We start from the raw sequence: 16,551 nt of genomic DNA, 5'->3' as shown, positions 1-16,551 counted from the left end.
GCGACATCGTCGCAGCTCGCCGGCTCAGTCGTCCGCCATGACCAGGACGAGCGGGGTATCGCCGCAGGGGCGCAGGAGCAGTCCGTCGGTGCGGTGTTCGGCCGGAGGGCCGGCGAGGACGGCGCCGAAGTCCGGGCCCTTGGTGAGGGATCCGGCAAGATGCGCCGGGTCGGTGGAGGCGGCGACCCGGCCCCGCGCGTTGACGAGCCGGGCCGGTGCGGGCAGCCGCTGGAGCACGGGCAGTACGGCCGCCTCGAAGTGCCGCAGGTAGACGTCGGCGGCCGCCACGCCCATGAACCGGCCGCCGAGCTCGACCGGCGCGGAGAGCGTGAGGCTGTACTCGTCGGAGCAGAGGTAGTCCACGTACGGCCCGGCGACGGCCCGGCGGCCGGTCTCGCGGGGCAGCGTGTACCAGTCCCAGTGCGTGTAGTCGGAGTACGCGGAGTGCTGCGGGTCGAGGTCGAGCAGCAGCGGGCGTACGGCTCCGTCGGGGCCGCGCTGCCACCACTCCAGCCAGCCCGGTACGTCGGCCAGGAGGCCCGGCGCGGCGACGAAGCCCACACCGGAGACGAGCGGGTGGCCGGCGAGCCGGGCCCGCAGTCCGGGGCGCAGGCCGGCCAGGTCGGCGGCGACGGGTTCACGCCCGGGTCGGGAGGCCTCGGCGAGCAGGGTGCCGGTGTCGCGGCCGGTCTCGGCGACGACGGCGAAGACCTCTTCGAGGGTGCCCCGGACGCGGCGGACGACCGCGTCGACCGCCTCCGTGTCAGTGGTGACCCCCGCGGGGCCCGCGAGCCCGGTGCTCCTGCCCATGCGTGTCCTCCTCGGGACGAGGCTCGGGTGCGCGGCCGGGGCTGCCGAGGCGCAGCGCGATCAGCCGCCCCACTGACTCCCGTACGCACGTCTCGGCGAGCGTTCTGGCCCGCTCGTCGGCCTCATCCTGCACGGCGGAGATCACGGCGCGGTGACGATCCGACACATTGCCGAGATGGACGGGGTCGTCGAGGACGAGACAGAGGAGCGCGCCCAGGTCCGTCTGGAGGGCGATCTCCTCGCGGGTGAGCCGGGCGGACTGTGCCGCGGCGGCCAGTTCGACGTGGAAGCGCCCGTAGAGCCGGCTGCGGGTCGCCGGGTCTCCGGCCGCGGCGAGTTCCTCGACCGTGCGGGTCAGGGGCCGCAGGTCTCCGGGCTGGGTGCGGCGGGCGGCGAGCAGGGCGGCGGCGCCGGAGACGGCGGCCCAGTGGTCACCGAGGTCGCGGAGTTCCTCGGTGGACCAGTCGGCGAGGCGGGCGCGCAGCCGCTCCTCCGGCGGGTTGTCGGGCAGGGTGACGAAGCTGCCGCCGCCGCGGCCCCTGCGGGTGGTGACGAGGCCCTGCTGCCGCAGGGCCATGAGGGCCTCGCGCAGGGTGACGGTGGAGACGCCGAGCTGTCCGGCGAGTTCGGTCTCGCCGGGCAACTGCTCCCCGTCGGCGAGGAGTCCGAGCTCGATGGCGTCGCCGATGCGGCGGACGACGGTGTCGACCCGCGCCCGGGTGTCGACGGGCGTGAAGACGGCCCTGCGGGCCGCGCCCGTCCCGGCCGCGCCGCCGCCGTCGTCCGGCCTGCCGTTCGGTCTCACGGTTAACCACCTCGCGCGTCGAGCGTTGACTCAGGCTTTACCTTAAAGGGGTCTTGAGATTTGAACTATGACTTCATATGTTTACGCCCACGCCCGAACAACGCTCCACCGCACCAGAAAGGTTCCCGCCCATGGAGGGAATGGCGATCCGGCTGACGGGACTGCGCAAGGCCTACGGCCGGACCGAGGCCGTGGCCGGGGTGGACCTGGAGATCGCGGACGGCGAGTTCTTCTCGATGCTCGGCCCCTCCGGTTCCGGGAAGACGACCGTGCTGCGGATGATCGCCGGCTTCGAGGAGCCGACCGCCGGCACCGTCGAACTGGCCGGCCGCGACGTCACCCGGCTCGCTCCCTTCGAGCGCGACGTGCACACCGTCTTCCAGGACTACGCGCTCTTCCCGCACATGACGGTCGAACAGAACGTGGCCTACGGCCTGAAGGTCCGCGGCGTCCCCCGCGCCGAGCGCCTGGTGCGGGCCCGCGCCGCCCTCGCGCAGGTCGGACTCGACGGTCTCGGCAGGCGTCGGCCCGCCGAGCTCTCCGGGGGCCAGCGCCAGCGCGTCGCCCTGGCCCGCGCGCTCGTCGGCCGCCCCAGCGTGCTCCTGCTCGACGAACCCCTCGGGGCGCTCGACCTCAAGCTCCGCGAGCGGATGCAGGTCGAACTCAAGGAGATCCAGCGCGAGGTCGGCATCACCTTCGTGTTCGTCACCCACGACCAGGAGGAGGCCCTGACGATGAGCGACCGGATCGCCGTCTTCCACCAGGGCCGGATCGAACAGGTCGCCACCCCCGCCGAGATCTACGAGCGCCCCGCGACCCCCTTCGTCGCCGGTTTCGTCGGCACCTCCAACCTGTTGACCGGGGACACCGCGCGACGGGTGGTCGGGGCACCGGGCACGTACAGCATCCGCCCGGAGAAGATCCGGATCCTCACCGACCACAAGGCGCCCGCCGACCCCGGCCACGCCACCGCCGCCGGCACGGTCGCCGAGGTCGTCTACCTCGGCGACTCCACCCGCTTCCTGGTCGACCTCGACGGCGGCGGCCGGCTCACCGCCCTCCAGCAGAACCTGGAGACCTCCTCCGCCGACCTCGCCGCCTTCCGGGGCGCCCGGATCGGCCTCCAGTGGCACCCGAGCCACGCGGTGCTCGTCCCGGACCACGCGTAGAGCACGCGTCGACATCCCCGTCCCCCTCACGCAACGGAGAACCACGTGCGCCCGCACCGCTCCCTCCTGACCGCAGCCGCCCTCTCCGGGCTGCTCCTCGTCACCGCCTGCGGATCGGCCGACCCGGCGGGTTCCGGGAAGTCCGGCGGCCTCAACCCGCCCGACCTCAAGGCGCCGACCGCACTCGGCAAGGCCGAGGGCGAGGTCAACCTGATCGCCTGGGCCGGATACGTCGAGGACGGCTCCAACGACCCGAAGGTCGACTGGGTCAGCGCCTTCGAGAAGCAGACCGGCTGCCAGGTCAACGCCAAGACGGCCGCGACCTCCGACGAGATGGTCTCTCTGATGAAGACCGGCGCGTACGACGCCGTCTCCGCCTCCGGCGACGCCTCCCTCCGTCTGATCGCCGCCGGCGACGCCGCCCCCGTGAACACCGCGCTCGTGCCCAACTACGCCGACGTGTTCGCCGGGCTCAAGAACAAGGAGTGGAACTCCGTCAAGGGCGTCTCCTACGGCATCCCGCACGGCCGCGGCGCCAACCTCCTCATGTACGACACGGAGAAGGTGAAGCCGGCGCCCGACTCCTGGTCCGCCGTCTTCGACAAGGCCTCGGCGCACAGCGGCAAGGTCACCGCCTACGACTCCCCCATCTACCTCGCGGACGCCGCCCTCTACCTCAAGGCGACCAAGCCCGAGCTCGGCATCAAGAACCCCTACGCCCTCGACCAGAAGCAGTTCGACGCCGCCGTGGCCCTGCTCAAGGAGCAGAACGGCCACATCGGCGAGTACTGGAGCGACTACCTCAAGGAGATCTCCGCCTTCAAGAGCGGCGACTCGGTGGTCGGCACCAGCTGGCAGGTGATCGCCAACCTCGCGAAGGCCGAGGGTGCGAAGGTCGAGGCGGTCCTGCCGAAGGAGGGCTCCACCGGCTGGTCCGACACCTGGATGGTCTCGGCCAAGGCCAAGCACCCCACCTGCGCCTACAAGTGGCTCGACTGGATCGTCTCGCCGAAGACCAACGCGCAGGTCGCCGAGTACTTCGGCGAGGCCCCGGCCAACGCCAAGTCGTGCGCCGAGACCACCGACAAGAACCACTGCGCCGTCTTCCACGCGAGCGACGAGGCGTACTGGAAGCAGGTCCACTTCTGGACCACGCCCATCGAGCAGTGCCTGGACGGCCGGACGGACGCGCGCTGCGTGCCCTACGTCAAATGGGTCCAGGCCTGGAACGAGATCAAGGGCTGACCCCGACGCCATGACCGCTCTCTCCCCCGGGCTCTCCCCCGAGTCCGCGACGCGAGCCGCCGGCCCCGGCCGCAGTGCCGTCCGGCGGTTCGCCGGGGCCCTGCACCGGCGGCCCCGGCTGCGGCTCGCGGCCCTGCTCACCGCCCCGCTGCTCTGGCTGGTCCTCGCCTACCTCGGCTCCCTGGCGGCCCTGTTCCTGTCCGCGTTCTGGTCGACCGACAGCTTCACGTCCGAGGTCGTCCGGATCTGGACCACGCAGAACTTCGAGGAACTCGTCAGCTCGCCCGTCTACCGGACGGTCGCGCTGCGCACCGTCGGCGTCGCCCTCGCGGTGACCGCGCTCTGCGCCGTCATCGCCTTCCCGCTCGCCTTCTACACCGCGCGCGTCGCGCACCCGCGCCGCCGCCCGCTCTTCGTGGTGGCGCTGCTCATGCCGCTGTGGGCCGGCTATCTGGTGAAGGTGTACGCGTGGCGGCTCATCCTCTCCGAGGGCGGGCCCCTGGACTGGGCGCTACGGCCGTTCGGCCTGAGCGGACCCGGGTACGGGCTCACGGCGACGGTGCTCGTCCTGACGTACCTCTGGCTGCCGTACATGGTGCTGCCGATCCACACCGCGCTCGCCCAGCTCCCCGACAACCTCCTGAACGCCTCGGCGGACCTCGGGGCGAGGACCTGGCGGACCTTCGTCTCGGTGGTGCTGCCGCTGGTGTGGCCGGCGGTGGCCGCCGGGTCCGTCTTCACCTTCTCCCTGAGCCTCGGCGACTACATCACGGTGCAGATCGTCGGCGGGAAGACCCAGCTGATCGGCAACCTCGTCTACTCCAACGTCACCCTGAACCTGCCGCTGGCGGCCGCGCTCGGCACCGTGCCGGTCGCCGTCATCGTGGTGTACCTGCTCGCGGTGCGGCGCTCCGGCGCGCTGCGCAGCCTGTGAACGGCCGGAAGGACCGCGACCGATGAACCTCTCCCGTCCCGCGCGGATCGCGCTGCGCATCGCGGCCGGTCTGGGCTTCGCGGCGATCTACCTGCCGCTGCTGCTCGTCCTGCTCGGCTCGCTCAACCCGGACCGCTCGGCGAGCTGGCCGCCGCCCGGCCTCACGCTCGACTGGTGGGCGGCGGCCTGGGACAACGAGGGCGCCCGCGCGGCGCTGTGGACCTCGGTCCAGGCCGGTCTCGCGGCGACGGCGGTGGCCCTCGTCCTCGGCACGCTCATCGCCTTCGCGGTGCAGCGGTACACCTTCTTCGGGCGCGAGGCCGTCTCCTTCGCTGTGGTGCTGCCGATCGCGCTGCCCGGCATCGTCACGGGCATCGCGCTCAACTCGGCCTTCGGAACCGTCCTGGAGCCCCTCGGCGTCGGCCTCGGGATGTTCACGGTGGTCGTGGGCCACGCCACCTTCTGCATCGTGGTCGTCTTCAACAACGTGGTGGCGCGGCTGCGACGGCTCCCCGGCTCGTACGAGGAGGCGGCGATGGACCTGGGGGCGCACACGTTCCGCGTCTTCTGGGACATCACCTTCCCGCTGCTGCGCTCGGCGCTGCTCGCGGGCGGGCTGCTCGCCTTCGCGCTGTCCTTCGACGAGATCGTGGTGACGACGTTCACGGCGGGACCCGGGGTGCAGACCCTGCCTGTGTGGATCTTCAACAACATGACCCGCCCTCAGCAGGCCCCGGTGGTGAACGTGGTGGCGGCGGCGCTCGTACTGCTCTCGGTGATCCCGATCTACGCGGCCCAGCGCCTCTCCTCGGACACGCCGGGCGGCGGGCGGGTGTGAGAGACACGCTGGACGGTCGCACGGTCCGGGGCCGCCTGGTGGAGCGCCTCCCCGATCCGTCCGGCGAAGGAGGCGAGGGCCTCGGTGACGTCGATGAGGTCCGGCAGGCGGTCGCCGAGCCCTTCGAGTCCGGAGTCGGGATCGAGGCGCTGTGCCTCCACGAAGAGCGTCGCGTCCCCGACGTCGACCTTGGTGATCTCCTGCATCGCTGCTCCTTCGGTAGGGCGGTCAGAGTGTCGGGCTCAGGGCACCCGCGACGGACCTGGCAACGGAGACCGTGGTGCCGGTGGCGGTGTCCGTGGCGAGGGCGCTGCCCCGGAGCCACTCGGACCACCCGAGGTTCCAGTCGCCGAAGCCGTTGTCGAAGGGCGTCATGGGCTTCCCGTACCCGTTGACGACCCGTACGAGGTCGCCCTCGCGGACGGTGTGGAAGAGCCAGGCGGCGTCCTCGGTGCTCATCCCCGTACAGCCGTGGCTCACGTCCTCGCTGCCCTGGGAGTCGAGCGACCAGGGCGCGGCGTGCAGGTATTCGCCGCTCCACGTCACCCGGGTGGCCCAGCGGACCTTGAGGTCGTAGAAGTCCTCGGCGCCACGGGCGATCCCGATGGAGTCGCCGCGCATGCGGACCAGGGGCTCCTTGCCGAGGACGACCTTGATGCCGCCTCTGGTCCGGTAGCCGGACTTGCCGGTGGTGACCGGGAGGGTGCGCAGGAGTTCCCCGTCGCGGAACACCTTCATCTCGTGGGCGGAGACGTCGGTGACGGCCTCGATCCGGGCTCCGGTGGTGAAGGTGAGGGTGCGCGAGGGGCCGCCGTAGAGGCCGCTGCCGAGGTGGACCCCGTCGAGGCCGCTGCGGACGCGGACCGTGGCGCGGGCGGGCCAGTAGGTGCGGGGCCGGTAGTGGAGGGTGACGGCGTCGACCCAGTGCCAGGCGCCGTCGATGTGGGGTGAGCTCCGTACGTCGAGGGCTTGTTCCACGGCGCGGCGGGCGGCGGGGTCGTCCGCCGGGACGGGCCGGCTGAGCTCGGCGGTGATCGGTTGGCCCACCCCGTACGTGCCGCCGTCCTCCGGTCCGAACGCGACGGTGAGCCGCTCCCCGGTGGACATCGGGGCGGTCCGGAAGTCGAGGCGGGCGCGGTGCGGGCCGTACGCCCCCGCTCCCTCGACGACCATCCGGGCGGCGTAACGGGCGCCGGCCGGCAGGGGTGCGGCGCTGGTCCACCGGGTGTGGTCCGCGCTCTGCACTCCGGCGACACGGCGGCCGCGCCGGTCGGTGACGTTGACGTCGGCGAGCACGCCGGGGGTGCGGAGCGCGAGTTCCACGCGGCCGGTGGCCATCGGATCGAGCGTGAACGGCCGGCCCGTGAGGACACGGTCGCCGCCGAGCACGACCGCATGGGGCGGGGCGGAGCACAGGCCATCGGCGGCGAAGCAGCCGTCCAGGGAGACGACGGCGGTGGCGTCCCGGTCCGCTGCGGCCCCCTGCTCGGGAGCGGAATCGGGGCCCGGCGCCTGGGCGGCCGTGCTGACGAGGACGGCTCCGACAGCGAGGGAGAGCGCTCCCCACCCCCGTGCGTATCGGCGTGACGGCACGTCGGACACCATCCCCTTCATGCGGTGGCGTCGGCGGGCGTTGCCGACGGCAGCATCAAAACGGATGAAAGGAGAAAAAGATCATCAGGCGCCGGGCGTGGCGCGGAGTCGGGGGCGAGACGACTCGAATGGGTCAGTGGGCCCGGAGGACGGCGGGCAGCCGTGCGGGGCCGGATCAGCGGGCCGGCTCCGGGAGCTCCTCGCCCGTCTCCAGCAGGGACTTGAGGCTGGAGATCAGCGCGGGCCAGCCCTCGCCGATCAGGCCCTTGATGGTGCCGTCGGGCTCCAGGTCGCCATGGGTGACCGTGAGTTTGACCGTGTCGCCGGACGGCTCGATCACGAAGGTGACCCGGGACCGGCGCTCGCGGGTGAGGCGCTCGTACATCTCCGGTTCAAGTCGGACGGCCTCCGCCCAGTCCGGGGTGAAGGTGTGCCAGGTGTACGAGAGGAGGCGGCCGGGCTTGGCCTCCAGCACCACCTGCTCGGGGTCGACGGTCCTGCGGCCCTGCTCGTCCCAGACCATGGACGCGCCGGGGGTCCACGTCGACTCGAAGGCCACGCCCCAGTAGCGGCGGGTGAGCTCCGGCTCGGTGAGCGCCTGCCAGAGCTCCTCGGGAGTGGTCCGGATGTAGGTGGTGTACACGAACGTGTCGCTGTCCATCGCACTGCCCCTCGGATCTGCTCCCCCGCGGCCTGCCCCTCTCCAGCCTAGGCAGGCGCCGGACGGACCTGCCAGCGAAGGGCCTCCGTCCGGCGTTCCCGGATGCCGGGCCGGCGGTCCACAGGTGCCGGGGCCGCGGTCCACAGGTGCCGGGGCGGCGGTCCACAGGTGCCGGGCCGGTGGTCCACAGGTGGCGCATCGGTGAATAGGTGCGGAGGAAACTATTCAACGTGCTGCTAGCGTGTCGGAATGTCCCTCAAGCACGCCGTCCTCGCAGCTCTCCTGGAGGGCGAGGCCTCCGGATACGACCTGGCCAAGATCTTCGACGTGTCCGTCGCCAACTTCTGGGCCGCCACCCCGCAGCAGCTCTACCGCGAGCTGGAGCGGCTCGCCGAGGCCGGCCTGATCGCGGCACGCGTGGTGGAGCAGGAACGGCGCCCCAACAAGCGGATGTTCAGCCTGACGGAGCCGGGCCGTCAGGATCTGGTCGGTTACACGAGCACTCCGCCGCGCCCGAGCGCCGTCCGCGACGAACTGATGGTGCAGGTCCAGGCCTGCGACGAGGGCGACACCGCGGCCGTCCGGGAGTTCGTGGCGCAGCGGATGGAGACGGCCAGGGCGAAGCTCGCCCGCTACGACCGGCTGCGGGAGCGGATGCTCGACGGCCGGGACGAGGACACGTACCTGGGCGAGGCGGAGCGCGTCGGGCCGTACCTCACGCTGATGCGGGGGCGGTTCTTCGAGGAGGAGAACCTGCGCTGGGGCGAGCGGGCCCTCGCCGTGCTCGACCGGCGCGCCGCCGCACGGAGCGCGGCTCCGGAGGCGGTACGCCAGGGGTGACGCCGGTCCTACCGTGCGGTAACGTCACGGGCCGACCATCGGAGGCACCGGTGGCGCCATGCGGACGGACCGAGGACGGCCTGAAATGAACGTCGGTGACCTCGTCGAGGACTTCACTCTTCCGGACGAGACGGGCGCGCCGCGCTCACTGACCGGCCTCCTCGCCGAAGGCCCGGTCGTCCTCTTCTTCTACCCGGCGGCCCTCACCCCGGGCTGCACCGCCGAGGCCTGCCACTTCCGTGACCTCGCGGCCGAGTTCCGTGCCGTCGGCGCCCTGCCGGTCGGCATCAGCTCCGACGGGGTGGAGCGGCAGCAGGAGTTCGCCGAGCGGCACTCGCTCGGCTACCCCCTGCTGTCCGACCCGGACGGTGCCATACGGGAACGGTTCGACGTGAAGCGCGGCTTCTCGCTCGCGCCGACGAAGCGGGTCACCTTCGTGATCGGCCAGGACCGGAGGGTCCGGGAGGTCGTCCGCAGCGAACTGCGGATGAGCGCCCACGCGGACCGCGCGCTGGCCGCCCTGCGCGGCGCCTGACGCCGCGGACCCTCTGTCAGACGCCCAGCAGCTTCGCCTTGGCGGCCGCGAACTCCTCCGGCGTGAGCAGGCCCTGCTGGGCGAGCTCGCCGAGCCGCGCCAGCTGGTCGGTGATCGACGCCGCCCCGCCGGAGGCGGGCGGGGCGGCGGGGGCCGGGGGCGCTGGCGCCGGTGCTGCCGGCGGCGCCTGCTGCTGGGCCTGGAGTTCGGCGATGGCCTGCTCCTGGTCCGCCTCGCGGCGCGCGGCGCGGGCAGAGCTGCGGCCCGCGGCGTAGGCCGCGCCGCCGACGAGGGCACCGCGCAACAGGGGCGCGCCGGCGGGCCGGACGACCGGTCGCAGGAGGGGGCGTCGTCGCAGGAACATGGTCAGCTCCTTTCGGCCGCTACGGCGGTCAGGGCCTCGCGATAGGCGACCTGCGCCTCTTCGACCAGCTCGGGCGGTACGCGTACGGTCCCGGCGATCCGGCCGCCGGACTCGCGGATCGCCTCCGACGCCCGCGCGGCCCAGACGTGCTCGACGAGCAGCATCAGCGCGCAGGAACCCGGTTCGAGCGTCTCGGCCGCCTCGGCCGCGTCCTCGGGGCCCAGCAGATTGGCCTCGGGTCCGATCTCGGCCGTGGCCTCGTCGTACTCCTCGTACTCGACGAGTTCCGAGGTGGACACCTCGCCCGAGGCGGACTTGACCACGACGAGCGAGTCCATCAGGCGCACCTGGCCCGCTCTGCGCAGCTCCGCGACGGCCGTCACCGCCGCCACTTTCAGTCGCTCCCCCGGGAAGGCGAGCACGACACATTCCACCGGGCCCATGTTGCTCCGTTCCGTTCCTCGTGCGGTTCACGGCCCGGCGCGGGCGGGTGGTGCCCGGGTCCTGCGACGGTCCGCGGCCTCCATCCGAACACGGCCGTGCCCGGCCCGCACGAGGAGGCGGCACGACGTGCGGACGGGCGGAGGCTGGGTGAAACTCGCTGCATCGCCAGGCCGCCTCCGGCCTGCGCGGGAACGGAGTGTGCACGCATGGACGACTACCCCGCCCTCAATCTCTTCTGGACCATGCTGTGGTTCTTCCTCTGGATCATGTGGCTGTTCCTGCTGTTCAAGGTGATCACCGACATCTTCCGTGACCACTCCCTCAACGGCTGGGGCAAGGCCGGCTGGCTGATCTTCTGCATCCTGCTCCCGTTCCTCGGCGTGCTGGTCTACGTCATCGCCCGCGGCAAGAGCATGGGCCAGCGGGACGTCAAGCAGGCCAAGGAGAGTGAGGCGGCGTTCCAGGAGTACATCCGCAAGACCGCCGGGACGCAGGGCGGCGGGGGCAGCAGCGCCACCGACGAACTGGCCCGGCTCGCCGACCTCAAGGAGAAGGGGGCCATCACGGCCGAGGAGTTCGAGAAGGCCAAGGCCAAGGTCCTGTCCTGAGACTCCACATGCGGCGGGCGGGACGGCGGCGCGCCGGCACCGAGGGGGGCGGGCGCGGCGACGGGCTCAGGGGTTCCCTGCTGCGGGAAGTCGCGGCGGAGCCCGGGAGACTGCCGGAAGCGCTCGCCTCCTTCGCCCTGCGTCACCTCGGCCCCGGGGCGGGGCCGTCGGTCGAACGCCTCCGCGCGGAGCACCCCGAGGCCGACGCGGCGGCCCTGCGGGCCCTCGTCGTCAGCCGCGGGCGCCGGAGGGTCACCGCCGAGGGGTCCTTCGTCGGGGGGCCGTTCATGCTCCTCATCCCCTTCGCCTTCTGCGGAGCCCTCCTCTCCCAGGCGCGCATGCTGCTCGAACTCGCCGCCACCGACGGGCGCGACACCACGGATCCGGAGCGCGCGGCCGAACTGCTCGTCCTGCAAGGGGTGTACGCGGACACCGCGGCGGCCCGGGCCGCCCTCGACGCCACCCCCGGCGCCCCTCGATCGGGGCAGCGGCGGGGGCGGATGTCCGTGTTCCGCGATCTGCTGCTGCGCATGGCCTGGCTGCTCGGACTGCTCACCCCCTCCGACGAGAAGGTCGGACGATGGACCCGAATCGGCCAGTGGGCGCTCGTCATCTGCGTGTTCCTGGTGGGCCTGGTGGCCCCGCTCGTCTGGCTGCCGTACATGGCCCTCTCGTACAACCGCGCCACCAACCGGCTGATCGACCGGGCCACCGTCTTCTATGTCGGCTCACGTGACCCGCGCACCCCGCGCGGCGTCCGGGTCGACCCCGCCATGGCCACGGCGGGGCTGCGTGCGCTGGGATCGATGCTGCTCCCGGCGGTCACCCTGTTCCTGGTCATCGTCACCGACACCCGGATCGCGGGCGGGCGGTGGCCGGTGGCCGGGATCGTCCTGACGACGAGCTGCCTGGTCACGGGAGGCTGGTGGCTGTTGCGGCGCAGGCGACGGCGCCGAGAGTCAGCCCCCTAATAGGTATGCGAGATGCGTCTTTGATACGGTCGGACCGTGAGGCTGACAAAGTTCACCGACCTGGCGCTCCGTGCCGTGATGCGCCTGGCGGTCACCGTACCGGAGGAGTCCGTCACCACCCGCGAGGTGGCGGAGTCGATGGACGTGCCCTACGCCCACATGGCGAAGGTGGTCACACAGCTCCAGCACCTCGGCGTGGTCGAGGCGCGACGGGGCCGTGGCGGCGGACTGGCTCTGACGGAGCTGGGGCGCCGTTCTTCGGTGGGCTGGCTGACCCGGACCCTGGAGGGCGAGGAGGAGGTCGTCGCCTGCGAGGGCGATCCACCATGCCCGCTGCGCACGGCATGCCGGCTGCGCGGAGCGCTGCGTGAGGCCCAGGAGGCCTTCTACCGCACGCTCGACCCGCTCACCGTGGCGGAGCTCGTGGGCTCGCCGACCGGCCCCCTGCTCCTCACCCTGAGCCCACGCCCCACGCAACTCCCCTGACCGAGCCCACTCCACCTGGCCACTGGGCCACGGGGAGCATCCACACCCTTTAATAGGTAGATCATCTACCAGATTGAGAGTTCCCATGCTGTCCGAGCAGGCTGTTCCGGTCGTCCGCGCCACCCTGCCCGCCGTCGGCGGCGCGCTCGACGAGATCACCGAGCGCTTCTACGGGCGCCTCTTCGCCGCCCACCCCGAGCTCCTGCGCGATCTGTTCAACCGGGGCAACCAGGCCAACGGCGAGCAGCGGAAGGCGCTCGCCGGCTCCATAGCCGCCTTCGCCGTCGCCCTGCTCGAGAACCCGGACAGCCGCCCGGACGCGATGCTGTCCCGGATCGCGCACAAGCACGCCTCGCTCGGTGTCACCTCCGAGCAGTACAAGATCGTGCACGAGCACCTCTTCGCCGCGATCGTGGAGGTCCTCGGCGAGGCGGTGACCCCCGAGGTCGCACAGGCCTGGGACGAGGTCTACTGGCTGATGGCGAACGCGCTCATCGCCGTCGAGGCCCGTCTCTACCAGGAGGCCGGTGTCGCCGAGGGCCAGGTCTGGCGGACGATGGAGATCGCCGAGCGGCGGGAGGAGACGGCCGACACGGTGTCCTTCGTCCTGCGCCCGGCCGACGGGACCCCGACCACCCCGTTCCGACCGGGCCAGTACGTGAGCGTCCGCGTCGCGCTGCCCGACGGCGCCCGGCAGATCCGCCAGTACAGCCTCTCCGCCGCTCCCGGCCACCCCCAGTGGCGGATCACGGTGAAGCGGGTCGACGGCGACCCGGCCGGCGAGGTCTCCTCCTGGCTGCACGCACACGCCCGCGCGGGCGACACCGTGGAGGTCTCGGCCCCGTTCGGCGACCTCGTCCTGCCCGAGGGCGACAGTCCCCTGCTGCTCGCCTCGGCGGGCATCGGCAGCACCCCGATGCTGGCGATGCTCGACCACCTGGTCGCCACCGGATCGACCCGGCCGGTCGTCGTGGTGCACGCCGACCGCGCGCCCGCCACGCACGCGCACGCCGAGGAGCTGCGGCGCCTCGTGGACGCCCTCCCCCAGGGGACGCTGCACCTCTGGTACGAGGAGCCGGGCGAGTCCGACGCCCGGCCGGGCCGCGCGGACGTCACGCTCATCGACCTGCCGGCGGGCACCACCGCGTACCTGTGCGGGCCGCTGCCCTTCCTGCGCGCGGTGCGCGGCGACCTCCTCGGCCGGGGCACCGCGGCGGCCGACATCCACTACGAGGTGTTCGGCCCCGACCTGTGGCTCGGCGCCGAGGCCTGATCCCTCACCGACCTCGGCACCCGGCCGACGGAGGGGTCAGCAGCCGGTGGACCAGATGTGGGAGTCGCCGCGGTCGTTGGCCGCGCCGTCGTAGCCGACCTCCTGCCCCGGGGCGAGACAGATGGTCATGCTGCCGCCCTGCCAGGCGCTTTCGTAGACCTGGACGTGGTCCTTGATTCCTGGTCCCGAGATGCCGTGGTTCGCCCATGAGGAGTCGGTGTCGGAGATCCAGCTCTCCCACCAGCCGTCGTCTCCGCTCCAGTTGGCGCGCTGACCGCCGAAGTTCACGTCCTGCCAGACGCAGAACTCACCGGTGGGGCATTCGGCGGCTCCGGCGGCGGTGGCGAGGGCGAGTCCGGAGGTGACGGCGAGGAGGGCGGCGGCGGAGGTGGCGATGAGTCGCTTCACGAGTGGGTGGAGCCCTTCTGCGGGTGGATGGACGCGGACAGTTCGACTGCCCGCCGCAGCGCGCGGTCGCGCAGCTGCCGGTAGGTGGTGAGTTCGTCGCGGTGCAGGGTGCACACCGTGACCAGCTCCGCGGCCTCCAGCCGGGCGCGGACGTCCGCCAGTCCGGTCTTGCGGGCGCAGCGGGCCGCGACGGCGGGATCCGGGCGGTCGGGGCGGGGGTGGCCGGGTGGGCTCGCGCATCGGGTCCAGCGGGCGAGCGCCGCCTGGTGGGCGGGGTCGGAGCGCATCCGGGCCTGGGCCTCGGCTCGGAGGTTGTCGACGGTGACCTGGGCCCGGAACCAGCGGCGCTGGTCCCCGTAGAGCCGGTGGCGGGCGCCGGCGAGGCAGCCGTCCTCGTGGGCGGTGACGGTGGCGCCCGTGGCGAGGGTGACGGAGAGCTCGCGGGGTCCGGCGCCGAAGAGCGCCGCCTGGAAGGTGCGGTCCTCGTCCGGAGCGCGGGGCCGGGCCGTGAGGGTGAGTCCCCGGGCCTCGAGACAGTCCACCACGAGGCGGTGCTCGGCGGATGCGAGGAGCTCGTCCTGGGCCGCGGCGCTCGCCGGGACACCCGGGGGCTCGGGCCCGCCGGGTCCGACGGTGGCGCAGCCCGAGAGCAGGAGCGTGGCGGCTGCGGCGAGGAGTGAGCGGCGGGCGCGGGAGGTGGTGCGGACCATGGGGTCCCCCTTCGATCGTCCCTGGTCGGAGCGGCCGGCAGTGATCGTCTTGACCGGCTCGGGAAGATCACTGCCCGGCGGTCGGGCCACCATGCCGAGGCTCACTCGAACGAGTCGAACGCGCCGGGGTGCGCGCCCCTCACGCGCCGTAGACGCGGCGCCGAGGTACCGAAGAAGGGACGGGGGGGAGGAGGACGCCTACGCGACAAAGCCCCGGTTGGACGGGGGATTCCAACCGGGGCCGATCGCCGTGACGGACGAAGAGCGGTCACCTCTCGGGGGGGACCTTGGGGACCAGACCCCTTCGCAGTCACATACGTATGAACGGTAAACCTTTCCCGAATGTTCCGAGAAATCCCGGGTGGTCGATGTGAGGCACCTCACCCGGTTTCGGCAGGTCCGTCAGTCCCTCTCGGGGCGGTAGACCTCACCGGGCTCGGCCTTTCCGGGGGCGAGCAGCTCCGGCACCGTCACGAACGTGAAGCCCCGCCGCTTGAGCTCGTCGATGATCGACGGCACGGCCGGCACGGTGCCGTCGTAGATGTCGTGGAGCAGGATGATCCCGTCACGGTGCGCGGCCTCCAGGACCCGCTGCCGTATGAGGGCCGAGTCGGTGGTGGAGTAGTCCTTGGCCGTGATGCTCCACAGGACCTGGGCGAGTCCGAGGTCACGGCTGACGTCGGAGACCGTGCCGTCGGTGCGGCCCTGCGGCGGGCGCATGAGCGTGGGCCTGCGCCCGGTGATCTTCTCTATGGCGTCCTGGGTCTTCGACAGCTCCTCGCGGACCTCGGACTCGTCGAGGTCGGTGAGGATCCGGTGCGACCAGGTGTGGTTGGCCACCTCGTGACCCTCGTCGGCGATGCGCCTGACCACGTCGGGGTAGCGGTCGACGTGCTTGCTGCCGAGGAGGAAGAAGGTCGCCGGAACCTGCTTCTCCTTGAGGACGTCGAGGAGGTGCGGGGTGTCCTTGCCCGGTCCCGCGTCGAAGGTCAGGGCTATGCACTTGACCTGGGCGCAGTCGACGCGGCGGGCCGTGTCGCCCGCCTTGTCGTCCGTTCCGGGCTCGCCCCGGGCCTCCTGCGGGGTGACCGGGTCGACCCCGCAGCCGCCCAGCGTCAGCATCAGCGATGCCGCGGCGAGCAGGGCGGTGGTCACTGCCCTGCCGCGGCCAGGCCTGGATCGGAACATGGTGGACCCGCTTTCCCCGTGGTGTCTTCGGTACGGCCGTCGCCGCTGGTCAGGGCGGCGCGTTTGACCGGAAGGCACTCTACATACGGTGTATAGCGGGGATGTCAGCGGGGTCCGTCGACTCTTCGCGGGCACAACTCTTCGCGGGCACACGAGAACCCCGGACGGCGCCCGTCCGCGCCGCCCGGAGTGTCCGCGCGTCCCGCTCAGCGGGACGCGAGCAACAGTCGGGCCTCGGTCTCCTGGTCACCGGAGACGGACTGCAGCGACTGGATGTCGAAGCCGGTGGCGAGCACCTTCTCGACCTCGTCGACGGCGTGGTAGCCGCCGGTGAGCGTGGCGCCGACCAGGGCGGTCAGGTGGGTGGGACCCACTTCCTCGTGCCGTCCCGCGGCGGTGTCGAACGTGGCGCTCCAGACGGTGGGGACCGGTCCGGTTGCGGCCTGCGGGCTCACCGTCTCCATGTCCTCCAACTGGTAGACCCGGTCGAGGACGTCGAACACCGCCTGGGCGTCCTCCTTGCAGCAGTCGCTGAGCTGCACGGTGACGTCGGTGTCGATGTGCAAGTCGTACACGTCGCTCATCTCCTCGCGGCCCGGCCGCCGCTCGTGGTGCCACGCGCTCCTGGTGCCGGGCGCTCGTCGTGCCACGTCTCCAGCATCCCTCGCG

General features: G+C 72.2%; 21 protein-coding genes. 10 read left to right on the top strand and 11 right to left on the bottom strand.

The genetic code is table 11. The annotated features are described in order from the left end of the window. Positions 1-24: 24 nt before the first annotated feature. Complete coding sequence (locus AC07AW_RS15755) at positions 25-810, bottom strand: cache domain-containing protein (RefSeq protein ID WP_478815987.1); 786 nt, start codon at positions 808-810, stop codon at positions 25-27. Continuing rightward, positions 764-1,615: a FadR/GntR family transcriptional regulator gene (locus AC07AW_RS15750; RefSeq protein ID WP_478815986.1), complete on the bottom strand. Its 852-nt coding sequence runs from the start codon at positions 1,613-1,615 to the stop codon at positions 764-766. Before AC07AW_RS15750 ends, AC07AW_RS15755 begins: the two co-directional genes overlap by 47 nt. A gap of 131 nt (positions 1,616-1,746) precedes the next feature. On the opposite strand from AC07AW_RS15750, the gene AC07AW_RS15745 reads away from it, so the two are divergent. Genes AC07AW_RS15745 through AC07AW_RS15730 form a run of 4 tightly spaced genes read left to right on the top strand, consistent with a single transcriptional unit; the run spans position 1,747 to position 5,801 of the window. Further along, the gene (locus AC07AW_RS15745; RefSeq protein WP_478815985.1) at positions 1,747-2,784 is read left to right on the top strand and encodes an ABC transporter ATP-binding protein; all 1,038 of its coding nucleotides are present in this window, start codon (positions 1,747-1,749) and stop codon (positions 2,782-2,784) included. A gap of 45 nt (positions 2,785-2,829) precedes the next feature. After that, entirely contained in the window at positions 2,830-4,029 is a 1,200-nt protein-coding gene (locus AC07AW_RS15740) for an ABC transporter substrate-binding protein (protein WP_478815984.1), read from the top strand. 10 nt (positions 4,030-4,039) lie between these two features. After that, positions 4,040-4,963, top strand: coding sequence for an ABC transporter permease (locus tag AC07AW_RS15735; protein ID WP_478815983.1), 924 nt, complete (start codon positions 4,040-4,042; stop codon positions 4,961-4,963). Positions 4,964-4,985: 22 nt separating this feature from the next. Next, positions 4,986-5,801, top strand: a complete 816-nt coding sequence (locus tag AC07AW_RS15730; RefSeq protein ID WP_478815982.1) for an ABC transporter permease — start codon at positions 4,986-4,988, stop codon at positions 5,799-5,801. Here AC07AW_RS15730 and AC07AW_RS15725 read toward each other — a convergent pair. The 3 genes from AC07AW_RS15725 to AC07AW_RS15715 form a co-directional block, all read right to left on the bottom strand. Then, positions 5,750-6,007, bottom strand: a complete 258-nt coding sequence (locus AC07AW_RS15725; RefSeq protein ID WP_478815981.1) for a hypothetical protein — start codon at positions 6,005-6,007, stop codon at positions 5,750-5,752. The genes AC07AW_RS15730 and AC07AW_RS15725 overlap by 52 nt on opposite strands. A gap of 22 nt (positions 6,008-6,029) precedes the next feature. Continuing rightward, on the bottom strand, positions 6,030-7,394 hold the full coding sequence (locus AC07AW_RS15720) for a L,D-transpeptidase (RefSeq protein WP_478815980.1): 1,365 nt from the start codon (positions 7,392-7,394) through the stop codon (positions 6,030-6,032). Positions 7,395-7,569: 175 nt separating this feature from the next. Then, positions 7,570-8,055: an SRPBCC family protein gene (locus AC07AW_RS15715; RefSeq protein ID WP_478815979.1), complete on the bottom strand. Its 486-nt coding sequence runs from the start codon at positions 8,053-8,055 to the stop codon at positions 7,570-7,572. A gap of 249 nt (positions 8,056-8,304) precedes the next feature. Between AC07AW_RS15715 and AC07AW_RS15710 the strand changes: the two genes are divergently transcribed. Together AC07AW_RS15710 and AC07AW_RS15705 are read left to right on the top strand one after the other, a co-directional pair. After that, positions 8,305-8,895, top strand: coding sequence for a PadR family transcriptional regulator (locus AC07AW_RS15710; RefSeq protein ID WP_478815978.1), 591 nt, complete (start codon positions 8,305-8,307; stop codon positions 8,893-8,895). A gap of 85 nt (positions 8,896-8,980) precedes the next feature. After that, positions 8,981-9,430: a peroxiredoxin gene (locus tag AC07AW_RS15705; RefSeq protein WP_478815977.1), complete on the top strand. Its 450-nt coding sequence runs from the start codon at positions 8,981-8,983 to the stop codon at positions 9,428-9,430. 16 nt (positions 9,431-9,446) lie between these two features. Here the strand turns inward: AC07AW_RS15705 and AC07AW_RS15700 are convergent, their stop codons facing one another. Next, positions 9,447-9,794 carry an SHOCT domain-containing protein gene (locus AC07AW_RS15700; RefSeq protein WP_478815976.1) on the bottom strand — a complete coding sequence of 116 codons (348 nt, stop codon included), beginning with the start codon at positions 9,792-9,794 and terminating at the stop codon, positions 9,447-9,449. Positions 9,795-9,796: 2 nt separating this feature from the next. Further along, entirely contained in the window at positions 9,797-10,237 is a 441-nt protein-coding gene (locus tag AC07AW_RS15695) for a DUF6325 family protein (RefSeq protein ID WP_478815975.1), read from the bottom strand. Positions 10,238-10,444: 207 nt separating this feature from the next. Between AC07AW_RS15695 and AC07AW_RS15690 the strand changes: the two genes are divergently transcribed. The 4 genes from AC07AW_RS15690 to AC07AW_RS15675 all read left to right on the top strand — a co-directional run bounded on the left by AC07AW_RS15690 (position 10,445) and on the right by AC07AW_RS15675 (position 13,576). Further along, positions 10,445-10,846, top strand: coding sequence for an SHOCT domain-containing protein (locus AC07AW_RS15690; RefSeq protein ID WP_478815974.1), 402 nt, complete (start codon positions 10,445-10,447; stop codon positions 10,844-10,846). An 8-nt stretch (positions 10,847-10,854) separates the two neighbouring features. Beyond that, the gene (locus tag AC07AW_RS15685) at positions 10,855-11,817 is read left to right on the top strand and encodes a hypothetical protein (RefSeq protein WP_478815973.1); all 963 of its coding nucleotides are present in this window, start codon (positions 10,855-10,857) and stop codon (positions 11,815-11,817) included. A gap of 36 nt (positions 11,818-11,853) precedes the next feature. Further along, positions 11,854-12,303 (top strand): RrF2 family transcriptional regulator, encoded by a 450-nt coding sequence (locus AC07AW_RS15680; RefSeq protein ID WP_478815972.1) that lies wholly within the window; start codon positions 11,854-11,856, stop codon positions 12,301-12,303. 85 nt (positions 12,304-12,388) lie between these two features. Then, a complete protein-coding gene (locus AC07AW_RS15675) occupies positions 12,389-13,576 on the top strand; it encodes a globin domain-containing protein (protein WP_478815971.1) in 1,188 nt (395 codons plus the stop codon). 36 nt (positions 13,577-13,612) lie between these two features. Here AC07AW_RS15675 and AC07AW_RS15670 read toward each other — a convergent pair whose 3' ends face one another. The 4 genes from AC07AW_RS15670 to AC07AW_RS15655 form a co-directional block, all read right to left on the bottom strand. Beyond that, positions 13,613-13,984, bottom strand: a complete 372-nt coding sequence (locus tag AC07AW_RS15670) for a peptidase inhibitor family I36 protein (RefSeq protein WP_478815970.1) — start codon at positions 13,982-13,984, stop codon at positions 13,613-13,615. Further along, positions 13,981-14,694: a hypothetical protein gene (locus AC07AW_RS15665; RefSeq protein WP_478815969.1), complete on the bottom strand. Its 714-nt coding sequence runs from the start codon at positions 14,692-14,694 to the stop codon at positions 13,981-13,983. Before AC07AW_RS15665 ends, AC07AW_RS15670 begins: the two co-directional genes overlap by 4 nt. A 402-nt stretch (positions 14,695-15,096) precedes the next feature. Then, positions 15,097-15,882: a polysaccharide deacetylase family protein gene (locus AC07AW_RS15660; protein ID WP_478815968.1), complete on the bottom strand. Its 786-nt coding sequence runs from the start codon at positions 15,880-15,882 to the stop codon at positions 15,097-15,099. Positions 15,883-16,088: 206 nt separating this feature from the next. Then, positions 16,089-16,532 carry a hypothetical protein gene (locus AC07AW_RS15655; protein WP_478815967.1) on the bottom strand — a complete coding sequence of 148 codons (444 nt, stop codon included), beginning with the start codon at positions 16,530-16,532 and terminating at the stop codon, positions 16,089-16,091. Positions 16,533-16,551 lie beyond the last annotated feature (19 nt).

Source organism: Streptomyces sp. NPDC044003 (assembly GCF_056435185.1).
Note: the sequence above shows the minus strand (reverse complement) of the source record. Positions and strands in the feature narration are given on the sequence as shown.

Excerpts from the sequence above, each read along its gene's own strand:
- AC07AW_RS15755 (WP_478815987.1), bottom strand. The coding sequence starts at position 810 with ATGGGCAGGAGCACCGGGCTCGCGGGCCCCGCGGGGGTCACCACTGAC.
- AC07AW_RS15745 (WP_478815985.1), top strand. The coding sequence starts at position 1,747 with ATGGAGGGAATGGCGATCCGGCTGACGGGACTGCGCAAGGCCTACGGC.
- AC07AW_RS15735 (WP_478815983.1), top strand. The coding sequence starts at position 4,040 with ATGACCGCTCTCTCCCCCGGGCTCTCCCCCGAGTCCGCGACGCGAGCC.
- AC07AW_RS15730 (WP_478815982.1), top strand. The coding sequence starts at position 4,986 with ATGAACCTCTCCCGTCCCGCGCGGATCGCGCTGCGCATCGCGGCCGGT.
- AC07AW_RS15725 (WP_478815981.1), bottom strand. The coding sequence starts at position 6,007 with ATGCAGGAGATCACCAAGGTCGACGTCGGGGACGCGACGCTCTTCGTG.
- AC07AW_RS15715 (WP_478815979.1), bottom strand. The coding sequence starts at position 8,055 with ATGGACAGCGACACGTTCGTGTACACCACCTACATCCGGACCACTCCC.
- AC07AW_RS15710 (WP_478815978.1), top strand. The coding sequence starts at position 8,305 with ATGTCCCTCAAGCACGCCGTCCTCGCAGCTCTCCTGGAGGGCGAGGCC.
- AC07AW_RS15705 (WP_478815977.1), top strand. The coding sequence starts at position 8,981 with ATGAACGTCGGTGACCTCGTCGAGGACTTCACTCTTCCGGACGAGACG.
- AC07AW_RS15700 (WP_478815976.1), bottom strand. The coding sequence starts at position 9,794 with ATGTTCCTGCGACGACGCCCCCTCCTGCGACCGGTCGTCCGGCCCGCC.
- AC07AW_RS15695 (WP_478815975.1), bottom strand. The coding sequence starts at position 10,237 with ATGGGCCCGGTGGAATGTGTCGTGCTCGCCTTCCCGGGGGAGCGACTG.
- AC07AW_RS15690 (WP_478815974.1), top strand. The coding sequence starts at position 10,445 with ATGGACGACTACCCCGCCCTCAATCTCTTCTGGACCATGCTGTGGTTC.
- AC07AW_RS15685 (WP_478815973.1), top strand. The coding sequence starts at position 10,855 with ATGCGGCGGGCGGGACGGCGGCGCGCCGGCACCGAGGGGGGCGGGCGC.
- AC07AW_RS15675 (WP_478815971.1), top strand. The coding sequence starts at position 12,389 with ATGCTGTCCGAGCAGGCTGTTCCGGTCGTCCGCGCCACCCTGCCCGCC.
- AC07AW_RS15665 (WP_478815969.1), bottom strand. The coding sequence starts at position 14,694 with ATGGTCCGCACCACCTCCCGCGCCCGCCGCTCACTCCTCGCCGCAGCC.
- AC07AW_RS15660 (WP_478815968.1), bottom strand. The coding sequence starts at position 15,882 with ATGTTCCGATCCAGGCCTGGCCGCGGCAGGGCAGTGACCACCGCCCTG.